The sequence below is a fragment of the uncultured Algibacter sp. genome, assembly GCF_963976535.1.
Classification (GTDB): Bacteria; Bacteroidota; Bacteroidia; order Flavobacteriales; family Flavobacteriaceae; genus Algibacter_B.
Window position 1 is genome coordinate 65,662 of the sequence record NZ_CAXBLF010000006.1, and the last position, 21,077, is coordinate 86,738.

Below are 21,077 nucleotides of genomic sequence, written 5' to 3' on the forward strand. Positions count from 1 at the left end.
GCTGAAACACGATACTAATCTAAAAACAAAAAATATGAAAACAGTTGGAATTATTGGAGGTTCAGGCTTCATTGGAAGTTATACCACAAAAAAATTTTTAGAAGAAGGATTTAAGGTTAGAGTGTCTGCTACCGATATTTCCAAAACTGAAAAATACAATCATTTGAAAGAATTACCGAATGCACGAAATCTTGAAATTCTTCCTTTAAAAGTTGAAAATAAAAATCAATTAAAAGAGTTTGTTTATGGTTGTGATATAGTCGTTCATGGAGGGACACCCTTTCAGTTAGATGTACAAGACCCAAAGACTGAATTGTTTGACCCAACTATTAAAGGAACTAAAAATTTTCTAGAAGTAATTAATAATACAACAAATATAGAGAAGGTAGTTTTCGTTGCTTCTGTTGGAGCATACAATACAAATTTCCCAATGCCTGCAGGCGGAAAATCCCCTGACGATACATTTGATGAAAATGACACTCCATTTACGAGCGAAGAAAGTCACCCCTATGCTCAAGCCAAATTTATTGCTAACCAAACTGTAGAAAAATTTATAGTGGAACACCCAAATGCGAATTTTGAAATCACAAGTGTTTCACCTACAGGGGTTATGGGAAAGTCCTTGTCCAATAGAGAGGATTCAACTTCTTCAGGATTACAATTCTTGTTCAAGAATAAAATAGCTCCCAATCCTTTTATTCAAATGTTGTATGACAATGACATTGAATTTGCATTAGTTGATGTTAAAGACGTGGCGTCTGGAATTTATAGTGCCTCAACTAAAAAAGGGCTACACGGTAAAAACTATTTATTAAGCAGCGAAAGTTGGAAAGTTTCAGATATTTCCGCGATGTTAAATAATGAAAAACCTTCTCGAAATGCTCGCATTATTTACAAAAACGAAGCTGCAAAGCAAGATTTAGGAATCGACTTTAATCCAGCAATTATTCCTTTAACTGAATTCAGTAAATCATAAAAAAACAAAGGCTAATAACTAAGCATATGGCTATATTTAAAGGCTTGGGTGTATTTGTGAAGTTCACCAAATCTTTTGGACTTGGTAATTATAAATTTAAAATAATTACAAAACAAAAAGCTTTGGCTGCGAGTACAGACGGAAACGAAAAGTTTCCTTGCCTGCCCTACTTGTCATAGCCTTACCGTTAAACGAACCTCTCCAAAAACAAACCAACTTTAAGTTTAAAAACCTAAGCTAGCAAATAAATGCGTTAGGGATTGAACGGTTCGACTGCGCTCACCGCAGGCTAATTGTTTGAGCTCGCCGACGAAGGAGGAAGCGAGTAGTGAAAGCCCGACCCTTGTGGTAACGCCCAAAATGTTGAATTAAAACTTATATTCTGAAAGCCCTTTGGTGAATGCCTCTGGGTTTTCGGCTAAGTGATAACGTGGATCGTCGATATCTTCAACAATAACTTCTCTGAATTTAGGACTTGATTTATATAGAAGTATTTTACAATCTTCGCTTAAATGTTTAAGCTTAATTTGCTTACCAGCTTCTTCATACTTATTTACCAAATTTGAAATAGCTTCTATTGCTGAATGATCGCTAATACGTGATTCTACAAAATCGATTTCAACATGCTCTGGATCATCTTTAATATCGAATTTCTCGTTAAAAGCGATGATCGAACCAAAAAATAAAGGCCCCCAGATTTCGTAAACTTTGGTACCATCTTCTCGTAAACGCTTGCGCGCACGAATACGTTTTGCATTTTCCCATGAAAACACCAAGGCGCTAATAATAACACCTGCAATTACAGCGATAGCCAAATCGAAAATAACGGTTAACGCAGATACTGCAATTAAAACAATAACGTCGCTAAAAGGGATTTTATTAAGAATTCTGAAACTACTCCAAGCAAACGTACCGATAACGACCATAAACATAACACCTACTAAAGCTGCTATTGGCACTTGCTCAATAAGTCCGGATGCAAAAAGAATAAATATTAATAGTAATACTGCAGCAACAATTCCTGAAAGCCTGCCTCTACCGCCACCTTTTATATTTATAAGTGATTGTCCAATCATAGCACAACCTCCCATACCGCCAAAAAATCCGGTAACAATATTGGCACCACCTTGTGCCATACATTCTCTGTTGGTGTTTCCTCTGGTTTCTGTAAGTTCATCTATTAAGTTTAGTGTCATTAAAGATTCTATTAAACCAATAGCTGCAAGAATTAATGCATAAGGACCAATAAATACTATAGTTTGCCAATTAAAAGGCACTTTGCTAAAAATATCCGCTTGAAATTGAGGTAATCCGCCTTTTAAGCCTTCGCCACCTCCATCACGAATAAAACTACCTACAGTAGCAACATCTAAATTTCCAAAAATCACAATTCCTGATACTACCAAAATAGCAATTAAAGCTTCGGGTAATTTCTTTGTAAGTTTAGGTAAACCGAACATAATTCCCATGGTAAGACCGACTAAACCAAGCATAATCCATAGTTTATCACCTGCAAACCAATCGCCATTTACATCTTTAAACATACCTAATTGTGATAAAAATATCACGATAGCTAGTCCGTTAACAAAGCCCATCATCACTGGATGAGGAATTAATCTAACAAACTTTCCTAGTTTTAAAACACCAGCTAACATTTGTATAACGCCCATTAAAATAACGGTGGCAAATAAATAGTATAATCCTAATTGCTCACTCGCTTCGCCCATCGCATTTCCTTCGGCAACCAAACTTACCATAACTACTGCCAAGGCACCTGTTGCTCCACTAATCATACCTGGGCGACCACCAAAAATAGAGGTTATTAAACCAACCATGAATGCTGCATACAACCCAACTAAAGGATCTACACCAGCAACAAACGCGAATGCTACAGCTTCCGGAACTAATGCTAAAGCAACGGTTATTCCGCTTAAAATATCATTTTTGACATTGGCTGCACGCTTTCTAATAAATTCAGTCATGGTTGTTTTTTTGAAGGTGCAAATTTAAGCTTAATATATTGGCGTGCAAGTAATACCAATTTAACTTCAAAATATCGCATAAAATTATGTTTCTTTTTCGCCCATATTTCAATATAAAATAGAAGCGTAAGTAAGGCTATGCTTATATTTTCTATTTCATTTGAACAAAAAATAATTCAAATTGCTAATACAACATTTTAAAATTAAATTGGTATTGGAAGTCTTATAATTTAGCTGTTAGAAAAACTATAACGTTTTAGGAAGTTATTAAGATAATTCTTTTTGTAACCAGACTAAGGCTGCTTCTTTTTCTTGAAATAATTTAATATTACGGTTAATATTACCGTTAATATTGAGTAGAGTTTCTGTAGACATTACTGCACCACTTGTTTGAGCAACTACGGCCATAGACTTTATTTCATCTAAATGTACAATGGTTTTTTGAGCATCAAACGTATAACTATAGGAATGTTTTTTATTGATTAATAAACCAAACGGTGCTTCGAGCTTTTTCAGCAAAAAATCATGATACTCATCAATCATAATTTTATCCATAAGAACACCTTCATTAACAATAACTTCAGCTAAATTATTCTGAAGAATATGTATAGTACCAAATGAAAGTTTATAACTACTCATAGCCTTGTTTTAAGAGATTTTTAAAACAACACTTCAAATTAATTAATCTTCTATAATAGAACTTACTTTACTAAGTTAATGATTTTTTTAACAATTAAGCCACTTAGAGGTTTATTTATAAACAAATTATAATTTTATAAAAAATCAAAATTACTTTATACCAATAACTTAATATTAGCATAAGAATTTTCAAGAGCCTCTTCAGATTCTTTTTTATTTAACCAAGCCACTTTTGTTATGCCTTCATTTTCCTGAGGGTGTAATTTTCCCGTGTAACTCGTTTTCATTTCAAACCAATAAGTGATTTTTATTTTGTAACGACCGTTACGTTTAAATATATGGTATGTAATATGCAATGGCTTTGTTATTTTTAAGCCTTTAACACCGGTTTCTTCTTCAACTTCTCGTATTGAAGTTTCTTCAATAGATTCTTTCCTCTCTGATTTTCCTTTAGGTAAATCCCATTTATCATTTCTATAAATAAATAATATTTCACCATTATCGTTATAAACTTTACCACCACCAGCAATAACATTTGGGAGTTTCTTTAAAAATTTTTTTAAAATTTTCTCTGAATTTTTATGAATTAGGCGGATTTCACTTAAAGAGGATCTATTAAGCCTTCTTATAACTTTTGCCATATTTACTGTGCTAAGTAAATAGTTTTTAAAGTTAGTTTCTTTCTCAACTATTGTAGTTAATATTATTGGTTTATCGCCAACAAAAACTTTATACATGGTAGGTCATAATTAACAATTTCAATATGGTAAAAATATCATTTTTACTAACAAACTATACATTGTTGAAAAAAATATTTTTATTCGCCACCAACCCTTAATATTAATTTAAATTTATGTGTAATTTTGTTCACATGATTTTTGACAAAGACACCGCTAAAAAAACCGCTGAAGTTTTATTACAAATTAACGCTATAAAACTTAAGCCTAACGCCCCTTTTACTTGGGCGTCAGGATGGAAATCGCCAATATATTGTGATAACCGAATCATACTATCATTTCCGCCAATTCGTAATTACATTCGCGAAACTATGGGTAAACACATTGAAAAGCAATATGGAAAACCTGATGTTATTGCTGGTGTTGCTACAGGAGCAATTGGCATAGGAATGTTAGTTGCTGAATATTTAGGCTTACCTTTTATTTATGTGAGGCCAGACGCCAAAGGCCATGGACGAAAAAACCAAATTGAAGGCTTTGTAGAAAGTGGACAAAACGTGGTAGTAGTTGAAGATTTAATAAGCACAGGAAAAAGTAGTTTGAACGCTGTTAAGGCTTTAAAAGAAGCTGGAATTAATGTAAAAGGTATGGTTGCCATATTCACGTATGGTTTTGATATAGCTGCAAAGAATTTCGAAAAAGAAAATATACATTTAAATACTTTAAGCAACTATGAAAATTTGCTTGAACAGGCTTTAGAAACTAACTATATTTCTGAAAAAGAATTAAAAACTTTATCGGAGTGGAATACCAATCCTAGTGAATGGAACGCTAATTGATATAAAAAGTTTGTTGTTTAGTTGTAAAGTCGTTTAGACCAACAACTAAACGGCTTAACAAATAACAACTTAACAATATTATGAATTTAGAATCTCCGAAAATTAGTGTTAGCAAATCTCCAGAAGATGTATTTAACTTTTTAGCTGACATCAAGAACTTTGAATATTTAATGCCTGAAAACATTAGCAAATTTGAAGTTTTAAGTGAAGACAAATTTCTTTTCGCTTTAAAAGGCATGCCAGAAATTGTTTTAAAAAAGAAAGAAGTTATACCTCCAAACAAAATTGTATTGGGTGCTGCTGGTGGAAAATTAGATTTTTCACTAATTGTAAATATCACTCAAGTGGATGCTACTACTAGTAAGGTGAAATTAGATTTTACAGGTGATTTCAATCCTATGATGGCCATGATGATTAAAGGCCCTATCAGTAAATTTATTGAAACACTGGTTACAAGTATTCCGAAGTCAATTTAAAACTCGTCTTGACCTTTTCTATTTCCTAAAAATCAAGATGAGTTCTAATACAAAAGCGTAATGGCTTTCAAATCGAATTCTTTTAAAACACTATCTTCTAATAATACTTGAAGATTTCCCGAATTAGAAACACTTTTTATAAAACCAGAAAACATAACGCCTTCAGCATCTTTGAATGTTGAAGGTTTATTTTTTCTAAATAGATGTGTTTCATATTCCTTTTTTAACTCGTTATACTTTTTATCCTTCAATAATAAAAAGTAATCTTTCAAATTATTTATTATAGCAATAGTCAATTCATTTAAATCATATTTCTGTCCTGAAATCGCTTTTAATGAAGATGCTTTGGGTAAATTTTCAAAAGCAATCTGGTTCACATTTAAACCAATTCCAATAATAGAGGCATTAATAGTATTTTGTTTTATGACATTTTCAATCAAAACACCGCATACTTTTTTGTCTGCTGACAAAATGTCGTTAGGCCATTTTACACTTAATCGAGGTATTGAAAGCGCGTCTAAAGTTCTTAAAAGCGACAAAGCTGCCACTATGCTTATATAAAAAGGTGCTTCAAATTGAAAGCCAGATAGCTCCTTAAAGACACTAAACGTAAGGTTTTTAGTTGCCTCTGAATCCCAAACAGTTCCCATTTGCCCTCTGCCTTGTGTTTGATTTTCTGCAATTACAGCGGTGTAATCATCAACAGATTCAGTAGCACAAAGCTTTTTTAAATAGCTATTTGTAGAGTCGATGGCATTAAGTTTGATTATACGCATATAGAAGTTATCAAAATACTCTAAAATCTTATGATTATTTTAAAGTATAAAGAACTAAAAAAATAATAACTTTGCATAAATTTAAATATAATTAATGGCGAAACAAAAAATAAGCGCAGACCAATTAATATCAGTAATAATCAGTGGGATTGAAGATGTTAAAGGTAAAGAAATAAACATTTTAGATTTAAGAGAAATTGAAAACACGGTTTGTGATTACTTTATTATTTGCGAAGGAACTTCAAATACGCAAGTAAACGCTATAGTTAATTCCATACAAAAAAAGGTAAGTAAAGAGCTTAAAGACAACCCTTGGCATACTGAAGGGGCTGATAATGCTGAATGGGTATTAATTGATTACGTAAATGTTGTAGTGCATGTGTTTCAAAAACATATTAGAGAGTATTATGATATTGAGAGCCTTTGGGGCGATGCAAAAACAACAGTTATAGAAACGAGTTACTAAAAAAATCAAATGGCAAACGAAAAGAAAAACATAAAAGATCAGACGCCTAAATTTAGTCCGTATTGGATTTATGGCATACTAATAGCCCTCTTTCTAGGGTATCAATTATTTAATGGCGGAACCTATCAAGACGCCAACAAAACGACACCTTCTGACTTTTTTCAATATTTAGAAGCGGGTGATGTAGAACGTGTTGACATTGTAAAAAACACGCGTGTAGCAAAGATATATTTAACAAAAGATGCTGAGGCAAAAGAGATCCATAAAGGTTCGAAACCTCAAACATTTATTCCATCAGCTACAAAATTACCTAATTATAGATTTGAATTTGGTGATCTTCAAAATTTTGAAAATCAATTAAATGAAAACACAAAAGATTTAGCCAACAAGCCTGTTGTTACGTTTGACACAGAAACGAACGATTGGGGAAATTTACTAATGGGTATTCTACCTTTTATTCTTTTAATAGGTGTTTGGATATTTATTATGCGCCGGATGTCTGGTGGTGCCGGCGGAGGTGCAGGCGGACAAATTTTCAATATAGGAAAATCAAAAGCAAAACTTTTTGACCAAAATACTGAAGTGAAAACGAGTTTTAAAGATGTTGCTGGTCTTGAAGGTGCAAAAGAAGAAGTTCAAGAAATTGTAGACTTCCTAAAGTTCCCAGAAAAGTACACCGCCCTTGGTGGTAAAATCCCAAAAGGCGCATTACTTATAGGACCTCCAGGAACAGGTAAAACATTATTAGCAAAAGCCGTAGCTGGTGAAGCAAAAGTGCCGTTCTTCTCATTATCAGGTTCAGATTTTGTTGAAATGTTTGTTGGTGTTGGTGCATCTCGTGTTAGAGATTTATTCAAACAAGCAAAAGAGAAATCACCTTCAATCATTTTTATAGATGAAATTGATGCTATTGGTCGTGCAAGAGGCAAAAACGCTATGTCTGGAAGTAATGATGAGCGCGAGAATACACTAAATCAGTTATTAACCGAAATGGATGGTTTTGGTACAAATACTAACGTTATTGTAATTGCTGCAACTAACAGAGCAGATATATTAGATAAAGCTTTAATGCGTGCTGGACGTTTTGATAGACAAATTTTTGTGGATTTACCAGATGTTCGTGAGCGTGAAGAAATTTTTGAAGTACACTTAAGGCCCCTTAAAAAGGCAAAGGATTTAGATATAGATTTCTTATCAAAACAAACACCAGGTTTTTCTGGTGCAGATATCGCTAATGTTTGTAATGAAGCTGCTTTAATAGCTGCTAGAAACGGTAAAAAAGCTGTTGATAAGCAAGATTTTCTTGATGCCGTAGATAGGATTATTGGTGGTCTTGAAAAGAAAAATAAAATTATAACACCAAACGAGAAACGTGCCGTAGCCTTTCATGAAGCTGGACATGCCGTTACAAGTTGGATGCTTGAACATGCCGCACCTCTGGTTAAAGTTACTATTGTGCCTCGTGGTCGTTCATTAGGTGCCGCATGGTATTTACCAGAAGAACGCTTAATTGTACGCCCAGAGCAAATGCTTGATGAGATGTGTGCTGCTTTAGGTGGTCGTGCAGCTGAGAAAGTGATTTTTGATAAAATTTCAACTGGTGCTTTAAGTGATTTAGAAAAAGTTACTAAACAAGCTCGTGCCATGGTTACCATATATGGTTTAAGCGATAAGATTGGAAACCTTACCTACTATGATTCTTCAGGACAAAGCGAATATGGGTTTACAAAGCCATATAGTGAACAAACCGCAGAATTAATTGATAAAGAAATCTCAAATATCATTGAAAAACAATATCAACGTGCTATTAAATTGTTGGAAGCAAATAAAGATAAGCTAACACAACTTGCAGAAGTATTGTTGGAGAAAGAGGTTATTTTTAAAGATAATCTTGAAAAAATATTTGGAAAGCGACCTTTTGAAAAAGAGCAAGCTCTGAATGCAAAAGAAGATATAAAAGACGAAGAAGAATAAGACCAAATACCACAATTTGTTAAGCATTTGGTAAAAATCTTAAATTAATCGTAAGGTTAATTTAAGATTTTTTATATTTGGAAAACCTCATTAAAATTTCAGTTAATAGCAATACATTAAATGAGTCTTTTTAGAAAAATTTTTGGTTCGAAATCTAAACGTTCGGGTGAAGAATTAAAATTTGATGACCGAGGCAAATATATGCCTGAGATAAAGCTACCAATAGACGAAAGGTTTACCATAAACTTTAAGGCTAATGGCGGTAAGTTTTTGTACTGCGAAAATTTAAATGAAATTTATAAGAATCTTGGACATATTATTGATGAAAATAGCTGGGAAGAAGAACAAGTTTTATTACTTGATTCAGAATTAGAAGCTAGGTTTAAAGATTCCCATTTACTGCCAACCAAAAAAATAAGTGAGTCTACATATTTTTTAACCACTTGTGAAAATTTGATTGCAAATGATGGTTCTTTATTAATTTCATCAAAGCAAATCTTTGAAAAAAAACTACCTGAGCTTCCTTTTAACTTTATCGTGTTTGCTACAACTAGTCAAATTGTTGATAATATAGGTGAAGGGTTACGTGGTATAAAATCTAAAAACAGACAAAGAATCCCAACAAACATTACCACTATAAAACACTTTAAATCTGGAGATGAAAAAGATTTTCTTAGTTACGGTAGTAGTGCCAAAAACTTATACCTATTACTTTTAGAAGATTTATAGCATGAAAGAAACGCTTGTACGATCACTTTCGGGCTTAATCTATGTCTCATTATTACTTGTTTCTCTATGCTTTGAACAAGCATTAATTGTTCTATTTTTCGTGTTTGGGCTAATTTGTATGGCCGAATTCAAAAAACTCATTCAGCTTAAAAGCCATATTCCTTATTTCATTTTTATTATACTATATGCCGTTTTCGGGTATTGGCAAACCGTTTTAAATACAAATACAGGTTTAAATGAAGCTACCCAAATACTTATGGTGCTTTCTATTTTTGTAGTGCTTTTTTTAATAAAAGATTTATTTTCAAGAAAAAGCATTCCACTTTTTAGCACCAAGCGTTTTTTACTTACCACATTTTATTTATCAAGTGCATTCGTATTTTTAATTTTAATAGCCAATTATTATGAAGACTATAATCCAAATATCTTATTAGGAGTATTTATATTAGTTTGGGTAAACGATTCTTTTGCTTATTTAGTTGGTAAAAATTTTGGTAAACAAAAACTTTTTGAAATAATTTCACCTAAAAAAACGGTAGAAGGGTTTCTTGGAGGTCTGTTCTTTTCATGCGTAGCAAGTTATTTTATCGCTACCTTTACTGAAACCTTAGATTTTACAAGTTGGCTAATTTTAAGTATTATTATTAGCGTATTTGGTACTTTAGGTGATTTAATTGAGTCTAAATTTAAAAGACAGGCAAAAGTTAAAGATAGTGGTATTATCATGCCTGGTCACGGTGGATTATTAGATAGATTAGATAGTATTATTTTTGCTGCACCATTTATATATTTATTTTTAAGAATTTTGAATTATGTTTCATAAAGAAGGTCATAAAATTATAGTCATTACACTTGTTATTATTGTAGCTTTTTTTTTATTAGTTGATAGTTATATTAACATCACTTGGTTGAGAACAATCATTATGACAGCTTTATTAGTGTTCCTAATTCTGATACTGCAATTTTTTAGAAACCCAAAACGACATACACAACTAAATGACAATCAAGTTATTTCGCCTGTAGATGGAAAGGTTGTGGTTATTGAAGAAGTATTTGAAAAAGAGTATTTTAAAGAAAAGCGTTTGCAAGTAAGTGTATTTATGTCGCCTTTAAATGTACATGTAACACGCTACCCAATTGGTGGAAATATTGTGTTCAGTAAATACCATCCAGGAAAATATTTAGTAGCATGGCATCCTAAAGCAAGTGAAGAAAATGAACGCACAACTGTTGTGGTTGAAAATAAAACATACGGTAAAGTATTACACAGACAAATTGCCGGTGCTTTAGCTAAACGAATTGTAAACTATGCAAAAGTTAACGATCAAGCTATTCAAGGTGGCGAATCTGGGTTTATAAAATTTGGATCTAGAGTTGATTTATTTTTACCGTTAGATACGAAAATAAAAGTCGAATTAAATCAAAAAGTTAGCGGTGGCGAAAGTGTTATTGCAGAAGTTAATGAGTGATAATGCATTAAACATAGAATTTAAAGAAGCGGTTGATAGAGTAAATGCTCATAGTGAGCCTTTTCCTGCTGACACCCTTTTAAAGCTTTATGCTTATTTCAAAAAGGCTACTAATAATTACGACAGCCCAAGTAGTAAAAAACCCATAATTAATGCTTTTAAAACCAATGCCTTATTCCAGGCTCAAGACCTTACAGAAAATCAAGCAAAACAAGCCTATATTGATTTGGTAAATAATTATTTTTTGTATAGAAAATAATTAATTGAGTTTTTATACTTCTTAGCAGTATTCAACTTTATCAGAAAAATTAAATCGTTTCACGTCGGATTTAAACAATTTTATATTCGTAAAGAACATTGTGCGCAAGCTTAAAAAATAAACTTAGTTTAAAAATCATTAATGTCCGGTTAAAGACGTGAGACCGCTACGCTACTAGATATAAGACAATAGACTAGATTGTAACTAACTGACAATCATAGTATTGAATATTTGAATGTTTTTCAAAAAAACGAAGATGCCGACATTCCAAAAATTCAAAAGAGCAAGGAAGCCTCTTAAAAAAGCGTTTAACACCCCATATTTGCTTGTAATCCCAGTGTATAAACTATTTTTACCGGACAATAATGTTTAAAAATAGAACAATGAAAAAACTAATTACACTTCTAATTTTTATTCAATCGTGCGGATTGGTATTCGGACAGGATAAAAATGATTTTACCGTGAATTTCAATCATTTGGCATTATCAGTAAAGGACGTTGATGAATCTGCTGAATTTTATAAAGATTTACTCAATCTGGAAGAGATAACTAACAGAACGATAATTAACGGAATTAGATGGTTGTCATTAGGCGAAGGAAAAGAATTGCATCTGATTTCAATTTTAAAAGATGAAATCGTGACGAACAAGAAGTTCACTTGGCATTGACAACATCCCACTTTGATATGCTTATCGCTAAACTTAAGGCTTTGAAAGTTGAATATTCTGATTGGCCTGGAAAATTGAATAAGATAAATGTTCGACCAGATGGAATTAAACAGGTTTTCTTCCAAGACCCAAATGGATATTGGATTGAAGTTAATAGCGTTGGACAATAAAAAATTTCTTGAAGCCGACTATCCCCGAGGCAAGCCATAGGGGTATCAGCCTGCCGGCTGGCAGGTTTCGCCAGTTTCATATTGGCGTTGTGGCCAAAAATTCCGCTCTGCAAAGTCTCCGCAAAGTTCCTGATTGCGAGGTTATCACTGCAAATATACCAGCTTTTTGGCGTTCTGTTAATTTGAGAGAATTTGTGAAGTAATCATATATACTTCATATCTATAATATGACTCATAAATTGTTATAATACTCAAAGTCAGTAGACTTTGCGCAGCATATAAAATGAAAAAAGGCATAAAAATTCAAATTTTTATGCCTTTTTCGTGAAGTTTTCAATCATTATTTTAAGTTAATCAAACTAGCCTTAATAGTCTCGATTTTAGCTAAAGCATCCGCTTCTTTTTTCTTTTCGCTAGCAACTACTTGTTCTGGTGCTCCTGCAACAAATCGGGCGTTCGATAGTTTCTTTTGTACCGATTTCAGAAAGCCTTCAGTGTAATTTAACTCTTCAGTAAGTTTTTTAATTTCAGCTTCAACATCTATAGCTCCAACCATAGGAATAAAATATTCATTAGATTTTACCCTAAAAGTTAAAGCACCTTCAATAGCTTCAAGCGTATCTTCTATAGTTTCAAGGTTTCCTAATTTAGCAATAACACCGTTGAAAGTCGTACTCGTTTTTTCATTGTTTATTACTGAAAAACTAACAGCATCTTTAAAAGCAATATTCTTTTGTTTCCTAATGTTTCTGATTCCAGAAATAACTTCCGAAGCAAATTCAAATTCACTAATTAAAGCACCATCTATAGCTTTAGTTTCTGGCCATTTAGAAATAATTAAAGCTTCATCGGGCGTTCTTTCAGAAATGTATTGCCAGATTTCTTCTGATAAAAATGGCATAAACGGATGTAAGATTTTAAGATTATTCTCAAAAGCTTCAATTACCGATTTATATGTTTTGGCATCAATGGGTTTTTGATAAGCCGGCTTAATGATTTCTAATAACCACGACGAAAAATCGTCCATGATTAATTTGTAAATAGACATTAAAGCATCACTTAGCCTGTATTTACTAAAATGATCTTCAATTTCTGCTAATACTTTTTGAAACTTAGCCTCATACCATTCTAAACCTACTTTTGCAGTTTCTGGTTGCGGAATAGTTTTATCAATTTCCCAACCTTGAACCAATCTAAAGGCATTCCAAATTTTATTTCCAAAACCTTTTCCTTGTTGACAAAGGGCTTCATCAAACATTAAATCGTTTCCTGCAGCAGAACTTAATAATAAACCTACACGAACACCATCTGCACCATATTCCTTAATAAGTTTTAAGGCATCCGGAGAATTCCCTAATGATTTACTCATCTTTCGGCGTTGCTTGTCGCGAACCAAACCTGTTAAATAAACATTTTCGAAAGGTTTTTCATCTTTGTACTCATACCCTGCAATAATCATACGTGCTACCCAAAAGAATAGAATATCTGGTCCTGTAACCAAATCGTTTGTTGGGTAATAGTATTTTATGTCGCTGTTTTCTGGATTTCGAATTCCATCAAAAACACTCATTGGCCATAACCAAGATGAGAACCAAGTATCTAATGCATCATTATCTTGTTTTAAGTCAGAAGCTTGAAGTTTGGAGTTTGAAGTTACAACTCTTGCCTTCTCTACGGCGTCCTCTAGAGTTTCAGCTACTACAAAATCTTCCTTTCCATCCCCATAAAAATAAGCAGGAATTTGTTGGCCCCACATGAGTTGACGCGATATGTTCCAATCGCGGATATTCTCCATCCAATGACGATAGGTACTCTCAAACTTTTTAGGAAACAATTTAATATCACCATCTTCTAAAACCGATTTAATGGCAGGTTTTACTAAATCTTCCATTTTAAGAAACCACTGGTCGCTTAAACGTGGTTCTATAACAGCTTTGGTTCTTTCCGACGTTCCTACTTTATTAGTATAGACTTCAGTTTTTACCAAAACACCGTTTTCTTCTAATTCTTTTACAATTTCCTTTCTAACAACAAAGCGGTCTTTACCTTCATAATGCAATCCGAAGCTATTTAAAGAGGCATCTTCATTAAATATATCAACAACATCCAATTTATGTTTGTCACCAAGATTCTTATCGTTTTCATCATGTGCAGGTGTTACTTTTAAACATCCTGTCCCAAACTCAACATCTACATATTCATCTTCAATTATAGGAATCACGCGATTACAAATTGGCACAATGGCTTTCTTCCCACGCAAGTGTAAAAAACGCTCATCGTTAGGATTGATACAGATTGCTGTATCTCCAAAAATAGTTTCAGGTCGGGTTGTGGCGATAGTTAAGTATTCCTCCCCTAAATCCTCCCCTAGCCCCTCCGAAGGAGGGGAATTCGTATCGGCTCCCTCTCCTTCGGAGAGGGCTGGGGCGAGGATTTTATACTTTATATAGTATAGATTTCCTTGGCGTTCTTCATGAATTACTTCTTCATCAGATAGTGTTGTTTTTGCTTCAGGATCCCAGTTTACCATTCTATAACCACGGTAAATCAAGCCTTTTTTATATAAATCAACAAAAACTTTAATTACGGCTTCACTCATGTCATCATCCATAGTGAATTTGGTTCTTTCCCAATCACAAGAACAACCCAGTTTTTTCAACTGTTCTAAGATAACACCACCGTATTCATGGGTCCAATCCCAGGCATGCTTTAAAAATTCATCACGAGATAAATCATTTTTATCTATGCCTTGCTCTTTTAATTTAGCAACTACCTTAGCTTCAGTAGCAATAGATGCATGGTCTGTACCCGGTACCCAACAAGCATTTTTACCTAATAAACGGGCTCGACGTATTAAAACATCCTGAATGGTATTATTAAGCATGTGCCCCATGTGTAGCACCCCAGTTACGTTTGGTGGTGGAATAACTATGGTGTAAGGCTCTCTTTCATCGGGTTCTGAATGAAAATAATTATGTTTCATCCAGTAGTCGTACCACTTACTTTCTACCTGATATGCATCATATTTTGATGGAATTTGCATGCTTTGGAATAGTTTTTGAATAATGATTTGCAAAAGTACTTATATTTCTTTTTCTATGATAATGCCCGTGACGAAAAGTTTACATTTAGTTTGAATTCTTGAAATGCGAATTACGCTTGACAATTATATGAAATATAAACCATCAGACGAAAGATATAAGCCGTTATTGATAAGTCATTAAATATCTGTATTTAACGGTTTTAAGCAAAATCATAGAAAAGACATACTTGCTTTTGAACGAGTTGAATATGTTAATATGTCTGCATTACGTCTATTATTTTTGCAGGTTGTAGAAAAAGTAACTATGTTTGACTTAGTTTATGAACGAATTTTAACAATAAACCTTTAATTTTGAGAGGCCATTTAAAAAGAAAACAAGAACAACAAAAAATAGAATCATGAAACAATTAATTACTATTTTATTTATCGGATTAATCAGTTTTGGTATTAACGCTCAAGCAAAAATTGAGTTTAAATCTGAAACTATTGATTATGGAACAATTGAAAAAGGTTCTAACGGTGTACGAGTATTTGAATTTACAAATACCGGAGATGAGCCATTAATTATATCAAAAGTATCTTCTACTTGTGGCTGTACAATTCCTAAAAAACCGAAAGACCCTATATTACCTGGACAAACAGGTGTGATTGAGGTAAAGTATGATACGAATAGAGTGAACCCAATTAGAAAAACAATTACTGTGCTTTCCAATGCTGAAACACCAACTATAGCTTTAAAAATTAAAGGATTAGTTATAGATCCAAGTAAAGTAAGCGTACTAGACAAAAAAGAGAAAAGTGTAATGCAACAATAAGTTTGCTTAAACTGATAAATATTAAAAGGCTTGAACAGATGTTCAAGCCTTTTTTATTAAAACAACTTTTTTAATTTAAAGTTAAAAATTAAAGCATCACCTCCTCTATCTACTCGCATCCTTATTTTTTTACCATCGTCATCATAAAACATCTGTATGATTTGATTGAGCCTGAGTTGATAAGTTTGCTTACCATTTATACTTATTAATATATCACCTATTTTTAAACCTGCTTGTTCTGCAGGTGAATCTTTTCTTAATTCAACTATGGCATAAGCTGGTTTTAACGAAATTTGGTATTGATTATCTAAAATGATATTGTTATTGCTACTTTGAGTTGTACTGTTTTGTTTTATATTACTTTTATTTAATTCTCTTAATATTCTCATACCATCATGCGCTAGTTCTATGCCACTTTTATTGTAATTAAATTCATCATTAAAAAGATTATTTTTTTTAAGTGTAATTATTGCTCTCTGATAATCAAAAATAACATTAAAACGTTTTAAAATATTACCAGATAAACTACCATTACGGTTCTTATGTTTTCTTGCATATGATATAAATGTTGAATCTGGATATGAAACATTAACATTGTCGAGTACAAAGTTTTTTAAAGCAAAATTTTCGACTTTTGAACGTTTCCCATACACACTTCCACTTAAGCCATGACCAAGAAAATCATAAAAATATTTATCACTAGATTTAATTCCTAAAGAATCATCTTCAAATAACCACAAAGCATCACTACCTCCAGAATCTATTAATAATTTAACAGGAATTATTCTTTTATTCGTCCATACTTCAGCATTTATATAAGGCTTACTATTATAAAACTCTAAATTTAGTCTTTCACATTTTTTACATTTTTTATATGTATACTTTTTGGGCTGAGTTAGTCTTAAAAACTTATTAGAATAGTTTATTTCTACTACGAAGTCTTTGAACAAATCGTAACCTATTATACCATGAACTGGAAACCCTAATCTGGGAGCAAAATTTAAATTAACATCATAAACTGCGTATAAATCTTGATTTAAGTTAATAGCATCTCCAATTTTAATAATGTTCCTTTTAGATTTTAACGCATCTACAGATTCTCCCTCACCCAAACCTCTTAAGGAAATTGTTTCTGTATTTTTTATTTTTAAAGTATCTGATACATTTAAAAAATTAAAAATAATAGGTTTACTAACCCCTGTATCTAACAAAAAAGAGAGGGTTACGCCATTTATTTCAACGGGGATTACTATTATATTATTAATTAGTTTAAATTTAATTTTATCAGATTGCTTATTGTTCTGAATAATAAATTTTCCTTGAGAAAAACTAAAATTATATAAACAAAAAAATAGTATTATGACTAAAATTCGTTTTTTCATTAAGAAGTATATATGATTGAATTTACGAATCTTTAAATTAGTTTATTGAATAAGAGCATATTTTTAAAAAAAATTTAAGATAATTTCCTCAACTTTGTATTCTAAATAGTTTTAAATGCCATCTATATCTAAAAAAGGGCAATTAATGCCTCAGTCTCCAATACGTAAATTAGTACCGTTTGCAGAACACGCTGTGAAAAATGGTAAGTCTATTTACTATTTAAATATCGGGCAACCAGATATTAAAACGCCAGAAATTGCTTTACAGGCAGTTAAAGACAGTAATATCGATGTTCTTGCTTATTCAAGGTCTGAAGGTTCTGAAACTTATAGACAAAAAATTTCTGTTTACTATAAAAAACATGATATTGATGTATCTCATGAGGACATTATTGTAACTACTGGTGGCAGTGAAGCTTTACTATTTGCTTTTGGAAGCATTATGGATGTGGATGATGAAATAATTATTCCAGAACCTTTTTATGCTAATTATAATGGGTTTTCAACAGCGTCAGGTGTTAAGGTGGTACCGGTAATTTCTAAAATTGAAGATAATTTTGCATTGCCACCAATTGAAGCATTTGAAAAGCTAATAACACCAAAAACAAAAGCAATTTTAATTTGTAATCCTGGAAATCCAACAGGATATTTATACGCCAAAGAAGAAATACAAAAACTAGCTGCCATTGTTAAAAAGTATGATTTGTTCTTAATTGCAGATGAAGTTTACAGAGAGTTTACTTACGATGGTAACACACACTATTCCGTAATGCAAGAAGAAGGTTTAGACGAATATGCCATTATGATAGATTCTGTATCTAAACGTTACAGTATGTGTGGTGCAAGAATTGGTTGTTTAGTTTCTAAAAATAAATCGGTTATTCAAACAGCGCTAAAATTTGCACAGGCACGTTTAAGTCCTCCTACATTAGCTCAAATAGCAAGTGAAGCCGCTTTAGAAACTCCGCAAAGTTATTTTGATGATGTTATTGAAGAATATGTTGAACGCAGAAACACATTAATTTCTGAATTGCAAAAAATTGATGGTGTAAAAGTTGCAAAACCTAAAGGCGCTTTTTATTGTATTGTTGAATTGCCAGTAAAAAATTCTGATAATTTTGCGCAATGGCTTTTAGAGCATTTTGAAGTTGATAATGAAACGATTATGGTAGCTCCAGCTGCTGGCTTCTACTCTACTCCAGGTGTAGGTTTAAACCAAATTAGAATAGCTTACGTACTTAATAAAGAACGTTTAATAAAATCTGTGCATATTTTAAAAGAAGCCTTAAAAGTTTATAAAGACTAGTGCATATTCAAGAAAACATATCCCTAAAACCCTACAATACTTTTGGTATTGATGTTACTGCCAAACATTTTGTTTCGGCTAGTAATATTGATGATTTAAAGCAAATTCTATCTTTAAAAGAACACCCCAACAAACTTATATTAGGTGGTGGTAGTAACATGTTACTGACTAAAGATTTTAACGGGCTTGTAGTTCATATAAACCTTAAAGGCATAGAAATTATTTCTGAAAATGATAATACCGTTATCGTTAAAGCCAATGCAGGCGAAAACTGGCATGAATTTGTGCTTTGGTGTATTAATAATGGTTTTGGTGGTATTGAAAATTTATCTTTAATTCCAGGGAATGTAGGCACTGCTCCTATCCAAAATATTGGTGCTTATGGTGTTGAGTTAAAAGATGTTTTTGAATCTTGTGAGGCCTTATCATTAGAAACAAAGTCATTGCGATCATTTTCTAAATCAGAATGCAATTTTGGTTATAGAAATTCTATTTTTAAACAAGAAGCTAAGGGTCAGTTTATAATTACTAACGTTAATTTTAAACTGTCAAAACAAAATTACAACCTTAGTATTAATTATGGAGCTATTACTTCTCAATTAGAATTGATGAAGGCTAACAATCCAACGATTCAAGATATTTCAAAAGCGGTTATTAGCATCAGAGAAAGCAAATTACCAAACCCAAAAGAGATTGGAAATAGCGGAAGTTTTTTTAAAAATCCCGTGATTTCAAAAACACTTTTTAATACACTTCTTGAAAATTTTAAAGACATCCCAAGCTATCCTATTTCAGAAGACAAAGTAAAAGTGCCTGCAGGTTGGCTTATTGAAAAAGCAGGATTTAAAGGCAAACGATTTGATGATTATGGTGTACATAAAAACCAAGCCTTGGTTCTTGTTAACTTTGGTGGCGCCAAAGGTTCTGACATATTAAAACTTTCTAAATTAATTCAAAAAACGGTTGAGCGAATTTTTGGTATATTTATTGAAGCTGAGGTAAATATCTTATAGTTTAAAAGAAATTTCTAACTTTGGTAAAAACAATCGCCGTCTAAACACCTATATTAAAACTAGTCATCTTGATTTCACCTATAGAAAAGCAAATAGTAACTTTATTACAGAATAGCGACAAGAAAGCTATTAGTTTGCTTTATGAAAACTATGCAGATGCATTGTTTGGAGTTATTAAAAAGATTATTTCAGACGATGATACAGCTCAAGATGTACTCCAGGAAAGTTTCGTGAAAATTTGGAGGTATGCTAAAAAATATGACTCAAGTAAAGCTAAATTATTTACATGGCTTTATAGAATTGCATATAATACAGCTATTGATAAAGTGCGGTCTCAAAAGAATAAAAAGAATAATGAAGTCCAAATGGAGACTTCATCCGTATATAAAGTAACATCCAACGAACTAAATCAGGATGTTTTAGATATAAAAAAGCATCTATGTAGCTTAGATGAGAAATATCAAATAGTGATTAATGCGCTCTTTTTCGAGGGCATGACGCAGCAAGAAGCTAGCGACGAATTAGATATTCCGTTAGGAACAATAAAATCAAGATTAAAAATTGGATTACGTGAATTGAAAAAAATTTACGACCCTCAATAAACAAAGTCATGAATGAGAAAATAACTACTTTTTTAAATTCTGGCCTATTAGACAAATATCTATTAGGTGAAACTACTTCTGCTGAAGCAGAAATAGCGGAGTCTTTTATTGCAAGATACCCAGAAATAGAGAATACCTACAACATCATGCAACACAACCTTGAAGTGGTTGTAAAAGCTAATGCTGTTGAAGCACCAAAAAGTATTTTAAATAATATTTTAGATGAACTTGACAACACACCTGTTGTTAAATTAAACATTGTAAAGAAATATAAGAAATGGTATAAATTTAGTGTCGCTGCTAGTGTTGCTGCGCTAATTTTCGCTAGCAGTTCTATGTATTTTTATGATCAAAATCAAAAATTACATAGCGAAACTTTAGTTGTCGATGACGAGATTAATGATTTACGTGGTGACATTGCAAAAAACAACGAAATGCTAGACAGCGTAATGAGGCAACTTTTAAAGCTTAATAACCCTGAAACTGAAAAGTACATTATAAAAGGAAATGAGCGTGCTAAAGATTTAAAAACGGTAGCATACATTAATCCTAGCGAAAAAACATCAATGATTGATGTCGTTTCGTTACCAGAATTACCCGAAGAACAATGCTACCAAATTTGGGCAGAATTGCAAGGTAAGATGGTTAACTTAGGTATTTTAGACAAAGCTGACAGACAGCTTAGAAGCATCCCTTATATGGAAGATGCACTTGCATTAAGTATTACCATTGAGCCTAAAGGCGGAAATACTATTGCATCAATGCAAAATTCTGTAGCACAAATTAAGCTACAATAAGATTAATAGCAATAATAGA

The 21,077-nt window shown here is 32.3% G+C and carries 22 protein-coding genes; 16 read left to right on the forward strand and 6 right to left on the reverse strand.

Features of this window, described 5'->3' with window-relative positions; all coding sequences use genetic code 11:
* The first annotated feature begins 34 nt into the window (after positions 1 to 34).
* A complete protein-coding gene (locus AAC024_RS03505) occupies positions 35 to 976 on the forward strand; it encodes an NAD-dependent epimerase/dehydratase family protein (protein ID WP_339893797.1) in 942 nt (313 codons plus the stop codon).
* Between the two features lie 368 nt (positions 977 to 1,344).
* On the opposite strand, the gene AAC024_RS03510 is transcribed toward AAC024_RS03505, so the two are convergent.
* The 3 genes from AAC024_RS03510 to AAC024_RS03520 form a co-directional block, all read right to left on the reverse strand.
* Positions 1,345 to 2,958 carry a SulP family inorganic anion transporter gene (locus AAC024_RS03510; protein WP_339893798.1) on the reverse strand — a complete coding sequence of 538 codons (1,614 nt, stop codon included), beginning with the start codon at positions 2,956 to 2,958 and terminating at the stop codon, positions 1,345 to 1,347.
* 267 nt (positions 2,959 to 3,225) lie between these two features.
* Complete coding sequence (locus tag AAC024_RS03515) at positions 3,226 to 3,597, reverse strand: hypothetical protein (protein WP_339893799.1); 372 nt, start codon at positions 3,595 to 3,597, stop codon at positions 3,226 to 3,228.
* A 155-nt stretch (positions 3,598 to 3,752) separates the two neighbouring features.
* A complete protein-coding gene (locus AAC024_RS03520; RefSeq protein ID WP_339893800.1) occupies positions 3,753 to 4,334 on the reverse strand; it encodes an NUDIX domain-containing protein in 582 nt (193 codons plus the stop codon).
* A 134-nt stretch (positions 4,335 to 4,468) separates the two neighbouring features.
* Between AAC024_RS03520 and pyrE the strand changes: the two genes are divergently transcribed.
* On the forward strand, positions 4,469 to 5,113 hold the full coding sequence (gene pyrE / locus AAC024_RS03525; RefSeq protein WP_339893801.1) for an orotate phosphoribosyltransferase: 645 nt from the start codon (positions 4,469 to 4,471) through the stop codon (positions 5,111 to 5,113).
* An 80-nt stretch (positions 5,114 to 5,193) separates the two neighbouring features.
* Entirely contained in the window at positions 5,194 to 5,589 is a 396-nt protein-coding gene (locus AAC024_RS03530; protein WP_339893802.1) for an SRPBCC family protein, read from the forward strand.
* Positions 5,590 to 5,633: 44 nt separating this feature from the next.
* Here the strand turns inward: AAC024_RS03530 and AAC024_RS03535 are convergent, their stop codons facing one another.
* On the reverse strand, positions 5,634 to 6,365 hold the full coding sequence (locus tag AAC024_RS03535) for a biotin--[acetyl-CoA-carboxylase] ligase (protein ID WP_339893803.1): 732 nt from the start codon (positions 6,363 to 6,365) through the stop codon (positions 5,634 to 5,636).
* Between the two features lie 94 nt (positions 6,366 to 6,459).
* Between AAC024_RS03535 and rsfS the strand changes: the two genes are divergently transcribed.
* The 8 genes from rsfS to AAC024_RS03575 all read left to right on the forward strand — a co-directional run bounded on the left by rsfS (position 6,460) and on the right by AAC024_RS03575 (position 12,100).
* Positions 6,460 to 6,831, forward strand: coding sequence for a ribosome silencing factor (gene rsfS, locus AAC024_RS03540; RefSeq protein ID WP_339893804.1), 372 nt, complete (start codon positions 6,460 to 6,462; stop codon positions 6,829 to 6,831).
* A 9-nt stretch (positions 6,832 to 6,840) separates the two neighbouring features.
* A complete protein-coding gene (gene ftsH, locus AAC024_RS03545; protein WP_339893805.1) occupies positions 6,841 to 8,805 on the forward strand; it encodes an ATP-dependent zinc metalloprotease FtsH in 1,965 nt (654 codons plus the stop codon).
* 120 nt (positions 8,806 to 8,925) lie between these two features.
* The gene (locus tag AAC024_RS03550; protein WP_339893806.1) at positions 8,926 to 9,534 is read left to right on the forward strand and encodes an LUD domain-containing protein; all 609 of its coding nucleotides are present in this window, start codon (positions 8,926 to 8,928) and stop codon (positions 9,532 to 9,534) included.
* Position 9,535: 1 nt separating this feature from the next.
* Positions 9,536 to 10,357: a phosphatidate cytidylyltransferase gene (locus AAC024_RS03555; protein WP_339893807.1), complete on the forward strand. Its 822-nt coding sequence runs from the start codon at positions 9,536 to 9,538 to the stop codon at positions 10,355 to 10,357.
* The gene (locus tag AAC024_RS03560; RefSeq protein ID WP_339893808.1) at positions 10,347 to 11,003 is read left to right on the forward strand and encodes a phosphatidylserine decarboxylase family protein; all 657 of its coding nucleotides are present in this window, start codon (positions 10,347 to 10,349) and stop codon (positions 11,001 to 11,003) included. Before AAC024_RS03555 ends, AAC024_RS03560 begins: the two co-directional genes overlap by 11 nt.
* Positions 10,996 to 11,262 (forward strand): acyl-CoA-binding protein, encoded by a 267-nt coding sequence (locus AAC024_RS03565; RefSeq protein ID WP_339893809.1) that lies wholly within the window; start codon positions 10,996 to 10,998, stop codon positions 11,260 to 11,262. The genes AAC024_RS03560 and AAC024_RS03565 overlap by 8 nt, the downstream gene beginning before the upstream one ends.
* A gap of 383 nt (positions 11,263 to 11,645) precedes the next feature.
* Positions 11,646 to 11,930, forward strand: a complete 285-nt coding sequence (locus AAC024_RS03570) for a VOC family protein (RefSeq protein WP_339893810.1) — start codon at positions 11,646 to 11,648, stop codon at positions 11,928 to 11,930.
* A gap of 17 nt (positions 11,931 to 11,947) precedes the next feature.
* Positions 11,948 to 12,100: a hypothetical protein gene (locus AAC024_RS03575; protein ID WP_339893811.1), complete on the forward strand. Its 153-nt coding sequence runs from the start codon at positions 11,948 to 11,950 to the stop codon at positions 12,098 to 12,100.
* A gap of 340 nt (positions 12,101 to 12,440) precedes the next feature.
* Here the strand turns inward: AAC024_RS03575 and AAC024_RS03580 are convergent, their stop codons facing one another.
* Positions 12,441 to 15,143 carry a valine--tRNA ligase gene (locus tag AAC024_RS03580; protein WP_339893812.1) on the reverse strand — a complete coding sequence of 901 codons (2,703 nt, stop codon included), beginning with the start codon at positions 15,141 to 15,143 and terminating at the stop codon, positions 12,441 to 12,443.
* A gap of 398 nt (positions 15,144 to 15,541) precedes the next feature.
* On the opposite strand from AAC024_RS03580, the gene AAC024_RS03585 reads away from it, so the two are divergent.
* Positions 15,542 to 15,958, forward strand: a complete 417-nt coding sequence (locus AAC024_RS03585) for a DUF1573 domain-containing protein (protein WP_339893814.1) — start codon at positions 15,542 to 15,544, stop codon at positions 15,956 to 15,958.
* Positions 15,959 to 16,014: 56 nt separating this feature from the next.
* Here AAC024_RS03585 and AAC024_RS03590 read toward each other — a convergent pair whose 3' ends face one another.
* On the reverse strand, positions 16,015 to 17,340 hold the full coding sequence (locus tag AAC024_RS03590) for an aspartyl protease family protein (protein WP_339893816.1): 1,326 nt from the start codon (positions 17,338 to 17,340) through the stop codon (positions 16,015 to 16,017).
* A gap of 115 nt (positions 17,341 to 17,455) precedes the next feature.
* Here AAC024_RS03590 and AAC024_RS03595 point away from each other — a divergent pair, with 115 nt between their 5' ends.
* The 4 genes from AAC024_RS03595 to AAC024_RS03610 all read left to right on the forward strand — a co-directional run bounded on the left by AAC024_RS03595 (position 17,456) and on the right by AAC024_RS03610 (position 21,058).
* Positions 17,456 to 18,646 (forward strand): pyridoxal phosphate-dependent aminotransferase, encoded by a 1,191-nt coding sequence (locus AAC024_RS03595; protein WP_339893817.1) that lies wholly within the window; start codon positions 17,456 to 17,458, stop codon positions 18,644 to 18,646.
* Positions 18,646 to 19,659 carry a UDP-N-acetylmuramate dehydrogenase gene (gene murB / locus AAC024_RS03600; protein ID WP_339893818.1) on the forward strand — a complete coding sequence of 338 codons (1,014 nt, stop codon included), beginning with the start codon at positions 18,646 to 18,648 and terminating at the stop codon, positions 19,657 to 19,659. Before AAC024_RS03595 ends, murB begins: the two co-directional genes overlap by 1 nt.
* 68 nt (positions 19,660 to 19,727) lie before the next feature.
* Positions 19,728 to 20,261, forward strand: coding sequence for an RNA polymerase sigma factor (locus AAC024_RS03605; RefSeq protein ID WP_339893819.1), 534 nt, complete (start codon positions 19,728 to 19,730; stop codon positions 20,259 to 20,261).
* Positions 20,262 to 20,269: 8 nt separating this feature from the next.
* A complete protein-coding gene (locus tag AAC024_RS03610; protein WP_339893820.1) occupies positions 20,270 to 21,058 on the forward strand; it encodes an anti-sigma factor in 789 nt (262 codons plus the stop codon).
* The last annotated feature ends 19 nt before the right edge of the window (positions 21,059 to 21,077 follow it).

Excerpts from the sequence above, each read along its gene's own strand:
- AAC024_RS03590 (WP_339893816.1), bottom strand. The coding sequence starts at position 17,340 with ATGAAAAAACGAATTTTAGTCATAATACTATTTTTTTGTTTATATAAT.
- AAC024_RS03530 (WP_339893802.1), top strand. The coding sequence starts at position 5,194 with ATGAATTTAGAATCTCCGAAAATTAGTGTTAGCAAATCTCCAGAAGAT.
- AAC024_RS03555 (WP_339893807.1), top strand. The coding sequence starts at position 9,536 with ATGAAAGAAACGCTTGTACGATCACTTTCGGGCTTAATCTATGTCTCA.
- AAC024_RS03585 (WP_339893814.1), top strand. The coding sequence starts at position 15,542 with ATGAAACAATTAATTACTATTTTATTTATCGGATTAATCAGTTTTGGT.
- AAC024_RS03595 (WP_339893817.1), top strand. The coding sequence starts at position 17,456 with ATGCCATCTATATCTAAAAAAGGGCAATTAATGCCTCAGTCTCCAATA.
- AAC024_RS03510 (WP_339893798.1), bottom strand. The coding sequence starts at position 2,958 with ATGACTGAATTTATTAGAAAGCGTGCAGCCAATGTCAAAAATGATATT.
- AAC024_RS03575 (WP_339893811.1), top strand. The coding sequence starts at position 11,948 with ATGCTTATCGCTAAACTTAAGGCTTTGAAAGTTGAATATTCTGATTGG.
- ftsH (WP_339893805.1), top strand. The coding sequence starts at position 6,841 with ATGGCAAACGAAAAGAAAAACATAAAAGATCAGACGCCTAAATTTAGT.
- AAC024_RS03515 (WP_339893799.1), bottom strand. The coding sequence starts at position 3,597 with ATGAGTAGTTATAAACTTTCATTTGGTACTATACATATTCTTCAGAAT.
- AAC024_RS03580 (WP_339893812.1), bottom strand. The coding sequence starts at position 15,143 with ATGCAAATTCCATCAAAATATGATGCATATCAGGTAGAAAGTAAGTGG.
- AAC024_RS03560 (WP_339893808.1), top strand. The coding sequence starts at position 10,347 with ATGTTTCATAAAGAAGGTCATAAAATTATAGTCATTACACTTGTTATT.
- AAC024_RS03610 (WP_339893820.1), top strand. The coding sequence starts at position 20,270 with ATGAATGAGAAAATAACTACTTTTTTAAATTCTGGCCTATTAGACAAA.
- AAC024_RS03520 (WP_339893800.1), bottom strand. The coding sequence starts at position 4,334 with ATGTATAAAGTTTTTGTTGGCGATAAACCAATAATATTAACTACAATA.
- AAC024_RS03550 (WP_339893806.1), top strand. The coding sequence starts at position 8,926 with ATGAGTCTTTTTAGAAAAATTTTTGGTTCGAAATCTAAACGTTCGGGT.
- rsfS (WP_339893804.1), top strand. The coding sequence starts at position 6,460 with ATGGCGAAACAAAAAATAAGCGCAGACCAATTAATATCAGTAATAATC.
- AAC024_RS03535 (WP_339893803.1), bottom strand. The coding sequence starts at position 6,365 with ATGCGTATAATCAAACTTAATGCCATCGACTCTACAAATAGCTATTTA.
- AAC024_RS03565 (WP_339893809.1), top strand. The coding sequence starts at position 10,996 with ATGAGTGATAATGCATTAAACATAGAATTTAAAGAAGCGGTTGATAGA.
- pyrE (WP_339893801.1), top strand. The coding sequence starts at position 4,469 with ATGATTTTTGACAAAGACACCGCTAAAAAAACCGCTGAAGTTTTATTA.
- AAC024_RS03505 (WP_339893797.1), top strand. The coding sequence starts at position 35 with ATGAAAACAGTTGGAATTATTGGAGGTTCAGGCTTCATTGGAAGTTAT.
- AAC024_RS03570 (WP_339893810.1), top strand. The coding sequence starts at position 11,646 with ATGAAAAAACTAATTACACTTCTAATTTTTATTCAATCGTGCGGATTG.